14 protein-coding genes are annotated in these 12,619 nt (G+C 73.3%); 6 read left to right on the forward strand and 8 right to left on the reverse strand.

Going from position 1 to position 12,619, the window contains the following annotated elements; all coding sequences use genetic code 11:
- Positions 1-30: 30 nt before the first annotated feature.
- The 6 genes from ABZ321_RS42270 to ABZ321_RS42295 all read right to left on the reverse strand — a co-directional run bounded on the left by ABZ321_RS42270 (position 31) and on the right by ABZ321_RS42295 (position 6,727).
- The gene (locus ABZ321_RS42270; protein WP_344502256.1) at positions 31-897 is read right to left on the reverse strand and encodes an SMP-30/gluconolactonase/LRE family protein; all 867 of its coding nucleotides are present in this window, start codon (positions 895-897) and stop codon (positions 31-33) included.
- Positions 890-1,858: an ABC transporter permease gene (locus ABZ321_RS42275; RefSeq protein WP_344502257.1), complete on the reverse strand. Its 969-nt coding sequence runs from the start codon at positions 1,856-1,858 to the stop codon at positions 890-892. The genes ABZ321_RS42270 and ABZ321_RS42275 overlap by 8 nt, the downstream gene beginning before the upstream one ends.
- Positions 1,855-2,841, reverse strand: coding sequence for an ABC transporter permease (locus ABZ321_RS42280; protein WP_354901359.1), 987 nt, complete (start codon positions 2,839-2,841; stop codon positions 1,855-1,857). The genes ABZ321_RS42275 and ABZ321_RS42280 overlap by 4 nt, the downstream gene beginning before the upstream one ends.
- On the reverse strand, positions 2,834-4,267 hold the full coding sequence (locus ABZ321_RS42285) for a sugar ABC transporter ATP-binding protein (protein WP_354901361.1): 1,434 nt from the start codon (positions 4,265-4,267) through the stop codon (positions 2,834-2,836). The genes ABZ321_RS42280 and ABZ321_RS42285 overlap by 8 nt, the downstream gene beginning before the upstream one ends.
- Positions 4,264-5,352: a sugar ABC transporter substrate-binding protein gene (locus ABZ321_RS42290; protein ID WP_354901363.1), complete on the reverse strand. Its 1,089-nt coding sequence runs from the start codon at positions 5,350-5,352 to the stop codon at positions 4,264-4,266. Before ABZ321_RS42290 ends, ABZ321_RS42285 begins: the two co-directional genes overlap by 4 nt.
- A gap of 169 nt (positions 5,353-5,521) precedes the next feature.
- Entirely contained in the window at positions 5,522-6,727 is a 1,206-nt protein-coding gene (locus ABZ321_RS42295) for an ROK family transcriptional regulator (RefSeq protein ID WP_354901365.1), read from the reverse strand.
- 137 nt (positions 6,728-6,864) lie between these two features.
- Between ABZ321_RS42295 and ABZ321_RS42300 the strand changes: the two genes are divergently transcribed.
- The 3 genes from ABZ321_RS42300 to ABZ321_RS42310 all read left to right on the forward strand — a co-directional run bounded on the left by ABZ321_RS42300 (position 6,865) and on the right by ABZ321_RS42310 (position 8,159).
- The gene (locus ABZ321_RS42300) at positions 6,865-7,209 is read left to right on the forward strand and encodes a nuclear transport factor 2 family protein (RefSeq protein WP_354901367.1); all 345 of its coding nucleotides are present in this window, start codon (positions 6,865-6,867) and stop codon (positions 7,207-7,209) included.
- Positions 7,210-7,304: 95 nt separating this feature from the next.
- Positions 7,305-7,496 (forward strand): hypothetical protein, encoded by a 192-nt coding sequence (locus tag ABZ321_RS42305; protein WP_344502264.1) that lies wholly within the window; start codon positions 7,305-7,307, stop codon positions 7,494-7,496.
- 78 nt (positions 7,497-7,574) lie between these two features.
- Positions 7,575-8,159, forward strand: coding sequence for a hypothetical protein (locus ABZ321_RS42310; RefSeq protein WP_354901369.1), 585 nt, complete (start codon positions 7,575-7,577; stop codon positions 8,157-8,159).
- On the opposite strand, the gene ABZ321_RS42315 is transcribed toward ABZ321_RS42310, so the two are convergent.
- Both ABZ321_RS42315 and ABZ321_RS42320 read right to left on the reverse strand, forming a co-directional pair.
- Positions 8,098-8,700: a hypothetical protein gene (locus ABZ321_RS42315; RefSeq protein WP_354901371.1), complete on the reverse strand. Its 603-nt coding sequence runs from the start codon at positions 8,698-8,700 to the stop codon at positions 8,098-8,100. The two genes, ABZ321_RS42310 and ABZ321_RS42315, sit on opposite strands and share 62 nt — an antisense overlap.
- Before the next feature lie 13 nt (positions 8,701-8,713).
- Entirely contained in the window at positions 8,714-9,664 is a 951-nt protein-coding gene (locus ABZ321_RS42320) for a helix-turn-helix domain-containing protein (RefSeq protein WP_344502267.1), read from the reverse strand.
- Positions 9,665-9,735: 71 nt separating this feature from the next.
- Here ABZ321_RS42320 and ABZ321_RS42325 point away from each other — a divergent pair, with 71 nt between their 5' ends.
- The 3 genes from ABZ321_RS42325 to ABZ321_RS42335 all read left to right on the forward strand — a co-directional run bounded on the left by ABZ321_RS42325 (position 9,736) and on the right by ABZ321_RS42335 (position 12,610).
- Positions 9,736-10,992 (forward strand): amino acid permease, encoded by a 1,257-nt coding sequence (locus tag ABZ321_RS42325; protein ID WP_344502268.1) that lies wholly within the window; start codon positions 9,736-9,738, stop codon positions 10,990-10,992.
- Positions 10,993-11,023: 31 nt separating this feature from the next.
- The gene (locus tag ABZ321_RS42330) at positions 11,024-11,356 is read left to right on the forward strand and encodes a YciI family protein (protein ID WP_354901373.1); all 333 of its coding nucleotides are present in this window, start codon (positions 11,024-11,026) and stop codon (positions 11,354-11,356) included.
- Positions 11,357-11,428: 72 nt separating this feature from the next.
- On the forward strand, positions 11,429-12,610 hold the full coding sequence (locus tag ABZ321_RS42335; RefSeq protein WP_354901398.1) for a DUF6596 domain-containing protein: 1,182 nt from the start codon (positions 11,429-11,431) through the stop codon (positions 12,608-12,610).
- Positions 12,611-12,619: the final 9 nt, after the last annotated feature.

Here is a 12,619-nt window from a genome sequence, read left to right on the forward strand (position 1 = left end):
CGAAGGCGGCGGGCCTCGGCCCGCCGCCTTTCACCGTCCCGTGAACCGGGCGGCCGGCAGGCCGGTCGCGTCCGGGTCGAGCAGCAGCAGGTGCCCTGACCGGGGCGCCGCGGCGCCGCGCCCGCGGCGGGCGCTCGTCACCGCCATGAGCTGCAGCTCCGGGCCGACGAACGCGCACCGCGTCGGGCGGGGCACCGGCAGCTCCACCACCCGGTCGATCCGGCCGTCGGGGGAGTAGCGGACGATCCGCCCGCCGTCCCACTTGCAGTTCCACACGAAGCCGTCCGCGTCGACCGTCACCCCGTCCGGGAACCACGCCTCGTCCTCGTCGGAGGCGAAGAGCCGCCCGCCCCCCACGGTGCCCGTCGCGGGGTCGAACTCGTAGGCGGTGATCCGGCTGCGGGCGGAGTCGACGTGATACAGGGTGCGCCCGTCGGGGCTCCATGCCGGGCCGTTGGAGACGACGACGCCGCCGAACGCCTTCGTGACGCTCAGGTCCTCGCGCAGGCAGTAGAACGCGCCGCTCGCCGTCGCCTCCGTCTCGTCCATCGTGCCGAACCAGAAGCGGCCCCCGGGATCGACGGCGCCGTCGTTGCAGCGGTTGCCCGGTACATCGGACTCCACCTCGGCGACGACCTCGACGGTGCCGTCGTCGGCGACGAAGGCCAGGGCGTGCCGCAGCGCCGCGACCAGGCCGCCGCCGGACCGCAGCCCGACGCTGCCGACCGTGGACGGCAGGCGGAGGGTCGCCACCCGGCGGGTGGTCCAGTCGAGGGTGAACAGCAGCGCCCGGTCGATGTCGACCCAGTGCAGCCGGCCCGTGGCGTCGTCCCACAGCGTGCTCTCACCGAGCTCGCAGGGGATGTCGCAGAGTGTGTCAGCCGGGGTCTCAGTCATCGGCGCGCTCCCTGCCGTAGGTGAAGAGGATGGCGAGGATCACCAGACCGTAGATGACGTTCCGACCGTACTCCGGGACCCGCTCCGCCTGGAGCAGCGTCACGATGGCGACCAGGGTGACCGAGCCGGCGACGACGCCGGCGTAGTGGCCGCGCCCGCCGAGGATCGAGACGCCGCCGACGACGACCGCCGCGATCGACTCGAACAGGTACGGGTCGCCGAGCCCGAGCGACGGCTGCCCGCCGTAGGCGACGAGCGTGACCCCCGCCAGGGCCGCGAACACGCCGCTGAGCACATACAGCGCGACCGTGACCGGCCGGACGCCGACCCCGGCGAGGAAGGCGGCGCGCGGGTTGTTGCCGACCGCGTAGACCCGGCGGCCGAACGTGGTGAAGGTCAGCAGCACCGTCACGAGCAGCGCCACCCCGGCCCACAGCAGCAGCTGCGACGGCACGCCCCACACCCGCCCGACCACGAGCCGGCGCAGCGGCTCCGGGGCGTACGACGCGCACGAGGCGCAGGTGAGCCCCTTCGACAGGCCGAGGGACAGCCCCTGCAGGACGCCGTTCATGCCGAGGGTCATGACGACCGCGGGCACGCCGAGCCACGCGACGCCGAGCCCGTTGCACAGCCCGACGGCGGCGCCGGTGCCGAGCGCGAGGAGGACCGCGAGCGGCAGCCGGCCGGACTGGCCGAGGCTGCTCGTGGTGAGGACGATCGCGGCGCCGTTGAGCACCCACGGCATCGACAGGTCGATCCCGCCGACGAGGACGACGAGCATCTGCCCGGCGCCGACGAACCCGATGAAGCTGGCGAGGACCAGCATCGTGCGCAGGCTCGGCCACGACCCGAATCCGGGGTGGATGACCGCCCCGGCGACGAGGATCGTGGCGGCGGCCGCGAACGCGTACCAGATCCGCCGCTGCGGGGCGGCCTTGCGCAGCACGGCTTCCAGGTTCATGACCGCCTCCAGCGCAGCGGGCCGCCGGACCGCCGCAAGCGCGGCGGGCTGCCGGACCGCCGCCAGCGCAGCAGGCTGCCGAGCAGCACCGCGACGACCAGGAACAGGCCCTGGAACAGCGACTGGTACAGCGGATCGATGCCGGCGAAGAACAGCACGTCGATGACGAGGGTCAGCGCGAACGCCCCGGCGACCGCGCCCAGGGCGGAGCCGCGCCCGCCGGCGAACGCGATCCCGCCCACGACGACCGCGGCGATCGACGTGAGGATGAACGGGTCGCCGGCGTTCGGGTCGCCCGACGTCGTCGTCGACACGTAGAACACCGCGGCGAGGCCGCTGCACAGCCCCGACAGGCTGTACACCCCCACCTTCACCCGGACCGTCGGCACGCCGGAGGCGCGGGCGGCCGCCTCGTCGCTGCCGACGGCGTAGACCCGCATGCCGAAGCGGGTGCGGCGCAGCACCAGCCACCCGGCGACCGCGGCGCCGAGCCAGATCAGCCCCGTCGGCAGGTCCGGGTCGGTGAGCACCGAGCGGACCGCCGGGGAGATCTCGCCGCCCGGCACCGGCAGCACCTTGAGCGCGAGTCCACTGTAGACGGACAGGGTGGCGAGGGTGGTGAGGATCGGCGCGATGCGCCCCCTGGCGACGACGACCCCGTTGACGGCGCCGCAGGCGGCCCCGGCGGCGACCGCCGCGAGCATCCAGCCCGCGGTGACGGCCGCGCTGCCGGTCGACCCGGCCGCGACGATCGCGACGCCGAGGCCGACCATCCCGCCGACGGACAGGTCGATGCCGCCGGTCAGCACGACCAGGCTCTGCCCGATCGCCACGAAGACGAGGGGCAGCGACGTGTTGAGCAGCGACAGGTAGTCGAACGGCGTCGGCAGGTGCCCGAGGCTCGTGGTGTAGACGGCGAGGTAGGCCGCGGCGGTGGCCGCGAGCACCGCGTAGCCGAGCGTCGCGGCCCGCAGCTCAGACATGCTGATGCTCCTTCATGGCGGCCGCGACGATGCGCTCGGCGTCGCCGACCGGCCCGTCGAGGGTGGCGGCGACCCGCCCCTCCCGCATCACCAGGACCCGGTGGCACAGGTGCGCGATCTCCTCGGTCTCGCTGCTGTACAGCAGGACCGCCCGCCCCTGCGCGGCGAGACCGGCGACGAGGACGTAGAAGTCGTGTTTGGTCGCGGCGTCCACGCCCCGCGTCACGTCGAACAGCAGCAGCACCTCGGCCCCGCTGAGCAGCCAGCGGCCCATCAGGACCTTCTGCTGGTTGCCACCGGAGAGGGTGCCGACGGGGTGCGCCGTCGAGGCGGCCCGCACCGCCAGCCGGTCGACGACGCCCTGCACCGCCGCGCGCTCGGCGGCCCGGCGCACGAACCCGGCCACCGACCGCCGCTCGAGGGTGGCGAGGGCCAGGTTGTCCCGCACCGACATGGGCAGCAGCAGGCCCTCCGCCTTGCGGTCCTCCGGCACGTACGCGATGCCGATACCGGCCCGGATCGCGTCCTTCGGCCGTCTGATCGTGGTCCGGACGCCGCCGACGGTGACCTGCTGCCGTCCGATGCCGAAGAGCCGCAGGAACAGCTCGCGCTGCCCCTGCCCGGCCAGGCCGCCGATGCCGACGATCTCGCCGCGCCGCACCGTGATGTCGACCTCGCCGACCCGCGCCTCGAGCGCGACGGTGTCCTGCGGCGGGGCCAGCGGCGGGTAGGTGGCCTCCAGGGTGCGGCCGCTCATCAGCGTCACCGCCTCGGACTCGGTCAGCCGCGACCGGGTGGTGACGTGGGTGCCGTTGCGGAACACGGTGACCCGGTCCGCCAGGGCCTCGATCTCGCGCCACCGGTGCGAGGTGAAGACCACGCAGCAGCCCTCCTCCCGCAGCCGCCGCATGTGCGCCGCCAGCCACGCCACCTGCTGCTCCTGCAGTGCCGCGGTCGGCTCGTCGAGGATCAGCACCTCGGGGCGGGTCGCGAGGACCCGCACCAGCTCCACCACCTGCCGGTGCGCCACCGACAGGTCGCGGGTCACGGCCGCGGGGTCGAGGTCGTGGATGCCGTGGTCGCTCAGGATCCGTCCCGCCACCGGCACCAGCCGGCGCCGCGCGACCAGCCCGAACCTTCCGCGGGGCGGGTCGTGCAGCAGGAGGTTCTCCGCGACGGTGAGGTCCGGCAGCAGCGAGAGCTCCTGGAAGGCGGTCGCGAGCCGCCCGGTGACGCGCACGGTCCCCTTGTCGGGCCGCACCAGGCCGCAGAGCACCTTGATCATCGTGCTCTTGCCGGCGCCGTTCTCGCCGGCCAGGGCGTGGATCTCGCCGGGGCGCGCCGAGAAGGACGCGTCCCGCAGGGCCCGTACCCCGCCGAAGGAGCGGTCGACCCCTTCGGCGTGCACGGCGGTCTGGTCCGTCATCCGAGCTTCACCGCGAGCGTCTTGCCCGGGCACGGCGTGCCGTCGGTCGCGGCCTCCTGGCACAGCACCACGGTCGCGTTCGGCCCCGAGTCGGTGAAGTCGGCGAAGAAGCTGTCCGGCAGGTCCGGGAACACGGTCTCGCCGACCTTCACCGTCTCCGACGTCACCATCGGGAACGGGATCGTCACGTTGGTCTTCGGGTGCTCGCCCTTGATCACGGCGCGGGCCAGCTCGAGCGAGATCACCGACAGGAACGGCGGCTGCCCGATGGACATGCCGTTCACCTTCGGCGTCGACACCCCGGCCAGGTACTTGCGGAAGCCGTTCTCCGCCTCGCCGCCGGTCACCGGCACGGGCCGGTTCGCCTCGATGAACGCCTTGATCACCCCGTCGGTGCCGCCGGACACCCACACGCCGTCGACCTTCGGCAGGCTCGGCAGCTGCGCCGCGGTCTGCCGCTGGGCTGTCGCGGAGTCCCACATCCCGCTGTACGTGGCGACGACCTTGATGCCCGGGTTGGCGTCGAAGACCTTCTTGGCGCCGGCGTTGCGGTCGTTGTCGGCGCCGGTGCCGGCCACGCCGGTGACCATGACGACGTTGCCCTGGCCCTTGAGCTGGTCCACGACGAACTGCGCGAGCTGCTCGCCGAACTTGACCTGGTCGGTGTTGACCGTCAGGCCGCACTTGGCGTCGACGGTGTTGTCGAACGACACGACGACGATGCCGCGGTCACAGGCCTGCTGGACGACCCCGTTGAGGCCGCTGGTCGACGCCGCGTTGATGACGATGCCGTCCACGCCCTGGGCGATCAGGTTCGAGATCTGGCGGGTCTGCGTGGCGACGTCGTTGCCGGCGTTGAACACGCTGCAGTCGACCTGGTCCTTGTACGGCGGCATCGCGCAGGCCGCCTTGAACACGTTCTCCATCTCGACGCGCCAGCCGTTGCCGATGAACGAGTTCGACAGCGCGATCTTGATTTTCCCCTTGCTCTCCTTGGGGCTGTTCTCGCCGGTACTGCAGGCGGCGGCGACCGGAAACAGCAGTGTGAGCGCTAAAAGGGCCGTAACGGAACGCGGTAGAATCATGGTTGCTCCACCTTCGACGATCGGCTCTGGACGGCAATCCGCGGCCGGTTGTTGTTTGCTGCATTGGCGTGCGGCGAGGGCGGCCAGAGCTGTTTCGCTCTGGCCGTTTCTTCTATTCCGGTGCTTGGCGCGCCGGCCGGCCGACGGGTTGGGAAGGCCGGCCGGCTGGTCAGCGGACTGGCAGCGGGAACCTGTTGGCGTCGCGGAGCACGGCGGCGGCCGCACCCACGACGACGACCACGTCGATCCCGATCTCACCCGCGACGACGTCGGGGACGGCCTCCCCGGCGTGGATCGCGCGGCGCATCATCGACTGGCGCAGCGGCTCGATGAGGATGTCACCGGCCGGCGCGAGGCTGCCCCCGAGGACGATCAGCTCGGGGTCGAGCAGGTTGTACATGTTGGCCATCGCGACCCCGATGTGCCGGCCCGCGTCGGCGAGGACGCGGCGGCACCCGGCGTCACCCTGGTGCGCGAGGCTGATCACCTCGCCGATCGACGGCCGCCGGCCGTGGCTCTGCCACAGCTGGTCGGTGATGGCGTCCGGGTTGGCCAGGGTGTTCAGGCACCCCCGGCCGCCGCACGCGCACACCAGGCCGTCCTCGTTGATGGTGGTGTGGCCGATCTCCCCGGCCGTGCCGTTGGCGCCGACGTAGAGGCGTCCGTCCATGACGAACCCCGCGCCGATGCCGGTGGCGGTGTAGATGTACGCGTAGTCCCGCAGCCCCCGCGCGGCGCCCCAGGTCATCTCGGCCAGGGCGGCGAGGTTGGCGTCGTTGCCCGCGTGCACCGGCAGCCCGAGCACGTGCTCGGCGAGCAGCCGCGGGTCGAGGCCCACCCACGGCTTGAGCGTGCACGCGCGGCCGGTCAGCCCGGTCCGCCGCTGGATCGGCCCAGGCATGGCGATGCCGACGCCGATCACCTCGTCGCGCCGGAACCCGGTCTGCTCCAGCAGCTCGTCGATCAGCCGGTCGACCAGCAGCAGGGTGTCCTGCGGCGAGGTCTGCTCGTCGACCTGGACCGTCTTGTGCCGCAGCATCGCCTGTGCCACGTCACAGATCGCGATCCGCACGATCCCGTTGCCGATCTCGACGCCCACCGCGACGCCGAGGCCGCCCTTGAGCCCGATCAGGGTGGGCGGCCGGCCCGCCTTGCTCCTGCTGCCGTTGCCGTTCGGATGGGGGCCGTTGGCGCCGCCGACCTCGACCACCGCGCCGGCCTCGATGAGCTCCCCGACGACGCTGGCGACCGTCGACCGGGACAGCCCTATCTCGGCGAGGGCGGCCCGGCTCATCGCACCGTGCTGCCGCAGCGCGTGGATCACGCGGCTGCGGTTCGCGCTGCGTTGTGCGGATCCCGAGTCGAGCGGCGACATGACTTGAGTATTCGCATTCACCATGGTCCAGTCAATAGAGCAGACGGTAGAGCGCTTCCCCGACCTTCATTCTGCCTGAATCACGCAGAATTGATTTTCCTGGAGTGGCGATGGAAATGCACCACGCAATGACGGTGATGAATCACTGGATCACCGGCGCCGCGACCGGGGACTGGTCCCGGCTCATCGGCATGCTCGATCCCGCCGTGACGTTCCACGTCCCGGTCGAGGGTTTCGCCGACGTACGGCACGGCGCCGAGGACGCCGTCCGCTTCTTCGACTGGCTGGCCGCCTCGGTCCGCGCGGATCTGGTCGTCCAGGCGGTCCTGACGGGGGAGTCCGGCGTCGCCTTCGAGGTCCGCGTCGCCGGCACCATGCGCGGCGAACCCTTCGCCCAGCGCCTGTGCCTGATCTTCGAACTGCGCGACGGGCGCGTGACGGGCTTCCGCGAATACCTCGCCTGGCCCGGCGGTCTGCGATGAACGCGCCCCGGCTCACTCACACGGGTACCACGCCCGGCCGGTCCGCACCGGGCGCCCGTCTCGCCCGTTAGCCTCGGACGAAGGGGGTGGGCGAAATGGGTAAATCGCCGGAATTGAAGTGGGTCCTGCGGCCGGACCGGAACGGCGTGCACCACGCCGAGCTGGCCCCGCACGACGGCAAGGAGATCTACGCGTTCGGTGACACCGACGCCAACGGCCGGGTCGAGATCACGCTGGTGGACGGCACCCGGGTCCGGGCCCGCCGCGGCGAGCTGATCCCCTGCTGACCCTTCGAACCGGACGCTGACCGGCAGGACCTTCCGGCCTGCCGGTCGGGCCCGCCCGCCGTACTACGCTCGCCCGTCATGGGAGACATCACGCCGATCGCGGACCGCGAAGGGCAGGTCGGCGGCATCGAGTCGATGGTGGTCGACGGCCGCCGGTGGTTCTTCGGGTTCGACTACAGCATGGACACCGCGGTCTCGCCGCTGGTCGACGACCCGGCGCGGATGGCGGAGTTCGCGAGCCGGCACATGCTGCAGCGGGACGGGGCGCACGACGTCGCCTACTGGCGGGACCTGGTCGACCTGTCCGTCGGGGAGTCCGGCATCGTGGGCGAGGACGAGGACCGCACCTATGACAGCGGGACGCTCGCGGCGCAGCGGCTGACGCCCGGCACGCAGCTGATGTACCTGCTGGGCGCGGCGACCGCGTGGGACGACGGCTTCTTCGAGGACGATGCCGTCCAGGCGGCGCTGGCCACGATCGGCGTACCGGAGCGCGACCGGGAGGAATGGGACTGCCTCGACCGGTGCGTGGCGGCGACCCGCTCCGACGACGCGGAGGTGCGCGCCGCCGCAGTCGGCCTCATGACCCGCTACCAGCGCTTCATCTGGGACAACCTGCCGGCGAACTGGCCCGACGTCTTCGCCGCCCTCCGCCCGGCCTGACGGCGCGTTCCCGCCGGGTCAGCTCGTCGACGCCAGGGTCCAGCTCGGTGACACGGGCCGGATGGTCGGTGGGTCCAGCCGGATCCCGGTGATCGCGGCGCCCACCGCCGTCAGGGCGCGGAGCCGGCGGCTCCGGTCGCCCACCGCCTGAGCGGTCGTCAACGCCAGGCGCGACACGTGGTCCCTCGCCGGCGGCGGCACGGCCGCCGCCAGGCCGGCGAGCGCGATCGCCGGCCACGGCGTCGTCGCGCTGCGCGTCGGGCAGCCGGTCGGCGACGCAGCCGAGGGCCGCCAGCCGCGACCCGGCGCCCTTGGTCGTCGCGATGATCGTGGCCACCTCGGCGACCTGCGCGCGGTCCAGGTGCGGCGCCAGGAGGCGCACCAGCTCCACGTGGGTCCGGCGACCGGCCCGGGGGAGCGCCGCCGGCAGCGCGGTCACCTGCTCCCGGTCCAGCACCGGCAGCAACTGCTGCACCGCCTGGACCCAGTCCAGATTCGGGCGCTGTGCGGCGAAGACGCGGATGAACTCGTCGACGGTCACGGAACACTCCGGATCAGCGGTGGAAGACCTGACGGTAGGTGGTGGGGGTGACGCTGGTCTGGCGGGCGAAGTGGGCGCGCAGGTTGGCGGGGGTGCCGAGGCCCGTCCGGTGGGCGATGCGCTCGATCGAGTCGTCGGTGGTCTCCAGGAGCTCCTGCGCCAGTCGTACCCGCTGACGCAGGAGCCACTGCAGCGGGCTGGTGCCGACCGACTCGCGGAAGCGGCGGGCGAACGTGCGGGGGCTCAGGCGGGCCTCGCGGGCCAGGTCGGCGACGGTCAGGGGCTGGTCGAGGCGGGCCCTGGCCCAGTCGAGGGCGACGCCGAGCGCGTCGGGGGTGCGGGGGCGCGGCGGCGGGTGGGCGAACTGCGACTGCCCGCCGTCGCGGTGCGGCGGGACGACCATGCGGCGGGCGACCTCGTTGGCGACCGCGGCGCCGTGGTCGAGGCGGACCAGGTGCAGGCAGAGGTCGATCGCGGCGCCGGTGCCGGCCGAGGTGAAGATCGTGCCGTCGGACGTGTAGAGAACGTCGGGGTCGAACGTGACGGCGGGGTGGCGCTGGGCGAAGTCGAAGGCGTTCATCCAGTGGGTCGTGGCGCGGCGGCCGTCGAGGAGGCCGGCGGCGGCGAGCACATACGCGCCGGTGCAGATCGCGACGATCCGCCTCCCGCGCCGGTGCGCCTCCCGCACCACCTCGACCAGCGCCGGCGGGGGCTCCACCTGCCTGGCCCGGGCGAACGCCGGGATGATCAGCGTGTCCACGTCGGCCAGCGTGCCGAGGTCGTAGGGCGCGGTCACGGACAGCCCGGAACGGGCCTGGACGACGCCCGGCGCGGCGGCGGCGAAGCGCAGCTCATACCAGGGGTCCGCCAGGTCGGACCGGTCGATGCCGAACACCTCGCACGGCACGGCCAGCTCGAAGACCGGCATGTCCTCGGTGACCGCGACGCCGACGAGATGACGCATGGCTGGAATCTTACCCAACATGGCATTCCTGCCACTCGCTCTTGATCCGCGGGGGATGTCGAATAGCAGGCATGTTGAACGTGCCCCAAGGGGCGGCCCTGTCCATCGGCGCGGTCCTCGGCACCGGGGTCATCGCGCTGCCCGCCCTCGCCGCGCAGACCGCCGGACCGGCGTCGCTCGTCGCGTGGGCCGCCCTGATCGCCCTGTCGGTGCCCCTCGCGGCGACGTTCGCGGCGCTCGGTGCGAGGTTCCCCGACTCGGGCGGCGTCGCCACGTATGCGGGCAAGGCGTTCGGCGACCGCGCCGCGGCGGTCGTCGGCTGGTGCTTCTACCTCGCCGTGCCGGTCGGCGCGCCGGCCGCGGCGCTGTTCGCCGGGGCGTACGTGGCCGCGGCGCTCGGCGGCGGCACCCGCACGGAGCTGCTGACGGCCGCCGCGCTCATGCTCGTGGTGACGGCCGGCAACCTCGGGGGCGTGCGGGTGTCCGGCCGGCTGCAGCTCGGGCTGGCGCTGCTGCTCGTCACGCTGCTGCTGACGGCGACCGTGACCGCGCTGCCGCACGCCGACCCCGGCAACCTGCGGCCGTTCGCCCCGCACGGCTGGTGGGCGGTCGGGTCGGCGGCGGCCCTGTTGGTCTGGGGGTTCGCCGGGTGGGAGGCGGTCACGTCCCTCGCCGGCGACTTCCGGCGCCCCGCCCGCGACCTGCCCCGGGCCACGGCTATCGCCCTGGTCGTCGTCGGCGTGCTGTACTTCGGCATCGCCGCCGCCAGCATCCTGGTGCTGGGCCCCGCGCCCGGCGACGCACCCCTCGCCGAACTGCTCGCCCGCGGCGTCGGCGGGCAGGTCAAGGCGCTCACCGCCGGCGCCGCGGTGCTGCTGACGCTCGGCACGATGAACGCCTACTACGCCGGCGCGGCCAAGCTCGGTGCCGCGCTCGGCCGCGACCGGGCGCTGCCCGCGTGGTTCGGGCGGGGCAGCGGCGCCGGCGAGGTGCCCCGGCGCAGCCTCGCCGTCGTCGCGGCGCTGGGCGGCGCGTCGCTGCTGCTCGTGACGGCGACCGGCACCGGCACCCGCCCGCTGGTCCTGCTCACCAGCGGCGCGTTCGTCCTCGTGTACGTGCTGGGCACCGCCGCCGCGCTGCGCCTCCTGCCGCGCCGCACGCCCGTGTGGTGGTGCGCGGCGGTCTCCTGCGCCGCGTCGTTCGGACTGCTCGCACTCAGCGGCTGGTACGTCCTGGGCACCCTCGCCGTGGCCGGCTGCGCACTCGCGTACAAATTTTTCGCCCGGCCTGTCGATTCGGGTCCGGTGCCGATTGACGTAGGAGTGTAAGAGGACGCATTCCCTTGAAGGAGCAGCCACGATGGCCCAGTACCTGATCCTCATCTACGAGAACGAGGCGGACTACGAGAGCGCCGACAAGTCCGTGTACCAGGAGGTCATGGACGCCCACAACCGCTTCTCGGAGCAGGTCGGCGAGCGGCTGGTCGGCGGCAACGCCCTCCAGGCGGTCGCGACGGCCACCTCGATCCGCGGCGACGTCGTCACCGACGGCCCGTTCGTCGAGACCAAGGAGGTCCTCGGCGGCTACTACGTGATCGAGGCGAAGGACCTCGACGAGGCGCTGGAGATCGCCAAGCTGTGCCCGGCCCGCTTCGGCGGCGTCGAGGTCCGCCCGGTGATGGTCTTCGAGTAGGCCGCGCCGTTCGTGGAGTCCGCCGCTGTCAGGCAGGCGGTCGCCGACGCGCACCGTCGCGAGTGGGCCAGGGTGCTCGCCGCGACGGTGCGCGTCGCGCGCGACCTCGACCTCGCCGAGGAGTGCGTCCAGGACGCGTACGTGTCCGCCATGGACGCCTGGCTGCGCCAGGGCGTGCCGGCCAACCCCGGCGCCTGGCTGACCGTCGCCGCGCAGCGCCGCGCCCTCAACGCCCACAAGCGTGCCGCGACGCTGCGCTCGAAGCTGCCGCTCCTGGTGGTCCCCGACGCCGGGGACGACCCCGGGGACGACGCCGGGGAGGAGATCCCCGACGACCGCCTGCGCCTGGTGTTCACGTGCTGCCACCCGGCGCTGGCCCGGGAGGCCCAGCTCGCCCTCACGCTCCGCCTCGTCTGCGGCCTGACCACCGACGAGATCGCCCACGCATTCCTCGTCAGCGAGCCGACCATGGCGGCCCGGGTCACCCGCGCCAAGAAGAAGATCGCCGCGGCGGCCATCCCGTACCGCGTGCCGCCCCTCGAACAGCTCCCGGACCGGCTCGACGCCGTCCTGACCGTCGTGCACCTTGTCTTCACCACCGGCCACGCCGCCCCGACCGGCCCCGGGCTGGTCCGCGCCGACCTCGTCGACCGCGCCCTCGACCTGGCCCGCACCCTGTGCGCCCTCATGCCCGACGAGCGCGAGGCCCGCGCCCTGCTCGCCCTCATGCTCCTGCACGACGCCCGCCGCGCCACCCGGACCGCCCCCGACGGCCGCCTGCTGCTGCTGGAGGAGCAGGACCGCACCCGCTGGGACCGCCCCCAGATCACCGCCGGCCTCGACCTCGTCCGCGCCGCGCTGCGCGGCGGCCGCCCGGGCCGCTTCGCCCTGCAGGCCGCCATCGCCGCCGTCCACACCGAGGCCCCCACCTACGCCGCCACCGACTGGCGGCAGCTGCGCGGCCTGTACGACCTGCTCCTGCGCGCCTGGCCGTCCCCTGTCGTCGCCCTGAACCGCGCGGTCGTCGTCGCCATGTCCGACGGCCCCTCGGCCGCCCTGGCCCTGGTCGACGAGCTGGCCGCGGACCCCCGCCTGGCGTCGTACCACTACCTGCCGGCGACCCGCGCCGACCTGCTGCGCCGCCTGCACCGCCTGCCGGACGCCGCGGCCGCCTACCGCACCGCCATCGCCCTGTGCGACAACGAGGTCGAGCGCGCCTTCCTCGAGTCCCGGCTCGCCTCCCTCCCCGAGTGACGCCGGTTG

This window comes from Dactylosporangium sp. NPDC006015, assembly GCF_040614215.1.
Classification (GTDB): Bacteria; Actinomycetota; Actinomycetes; order Mycobacteriales; family Micromonosporaceae; genus Dactylosporangium; species Dactylosporangium maewongense.

Bases quoted from the DNA above. Each gene is read 5' to 3' on its own strand.
- ABZ321_RS42270 (WP_344502256.1), bottom strand. From the start codon at position 897: ATGACTGAGACCCCGGCTGACACACTCTGCGACATCCCCTGCGAGCTC.
- ABZ321_RS42275 (WP_344502257.1), bottom strand. From the start codon at position 1,858: ATGAACCTGGAAGCCGTGCTGCGCAAGGCCGCCCCGCAGCGGCGGATC.
- ABZ321_RS42280 (WP_354901359.1), bottom strand. From the start codon at position 2,841: ATGTCTGAGCTGCGGGCCGCGACGCTCGGCTACGCGGTGCTCGCGGCC.
- ABZ321_RS42285 (WP_354901361.1), bottom strand. From the start codon at position 4,267: ATGACGGACCAGACCGCCGTGCACGCCGAAGGGGTCGACCGCTCCTTC.
- ABZ321_RS42290 (WP_354901363.1), bottom strand. From the start codon at position 5,352: ATGATTCTACCGCGTTCCGTTACGGCCCTTTTAGCGCTCACACTGCTG.
- ABZ321_RS42295 (WP_354901365.1), bottom strand. From the start codon at position 6,727: ATGTCGCCGCTCGACTCGGGATCCGCACAACGCAGCGCGAACCGCAGC.
- ABZ321_RS42300 (WP_354901367.1), top strand. From the start codon at position 6,865: ATGAATCACTGGATCACCGGCGCCGCGACCGGGGACTGGTCCCGGCTC.
- ABZ321_RS42305 (WP_344502264.1), top strand. From the start codon at position 7,305: ATGGGTAAATCGCCGGAATTGAAGTGGGTCCTGCGGCCGGACCGGAAC.
- ABZ321_RS42310 (WP_354901369.1), top strand. From the start codon at position 7,575: ATGGGAGACATCACGCCGATCGCGGACCGCGAAGGGCAGGTCGGCGGC.
- ABZ321_RS42320 (WP_344502267.1), bottom strand. From the start codon at position 9,664: ATGCGTCATCTCGTCGGCGTCGCGGTCACCGAGGACATGCCGGTCTTC.
- ABZ321_RS42325 (WP_344502268.1), top strand. From the start codon at position 9,736: ATGTTGAACGTGCCCCAAGGGGCGGCCCTGTCCATCGGCGCGGTCCTC.
- ABZ321_RS42330 (WP_354901373.1), top strand. From the start codon at position 11,024: ATGGCCCAGTACCTGATCCTCATCTACGAGAACGAGGCGGACTACGAG.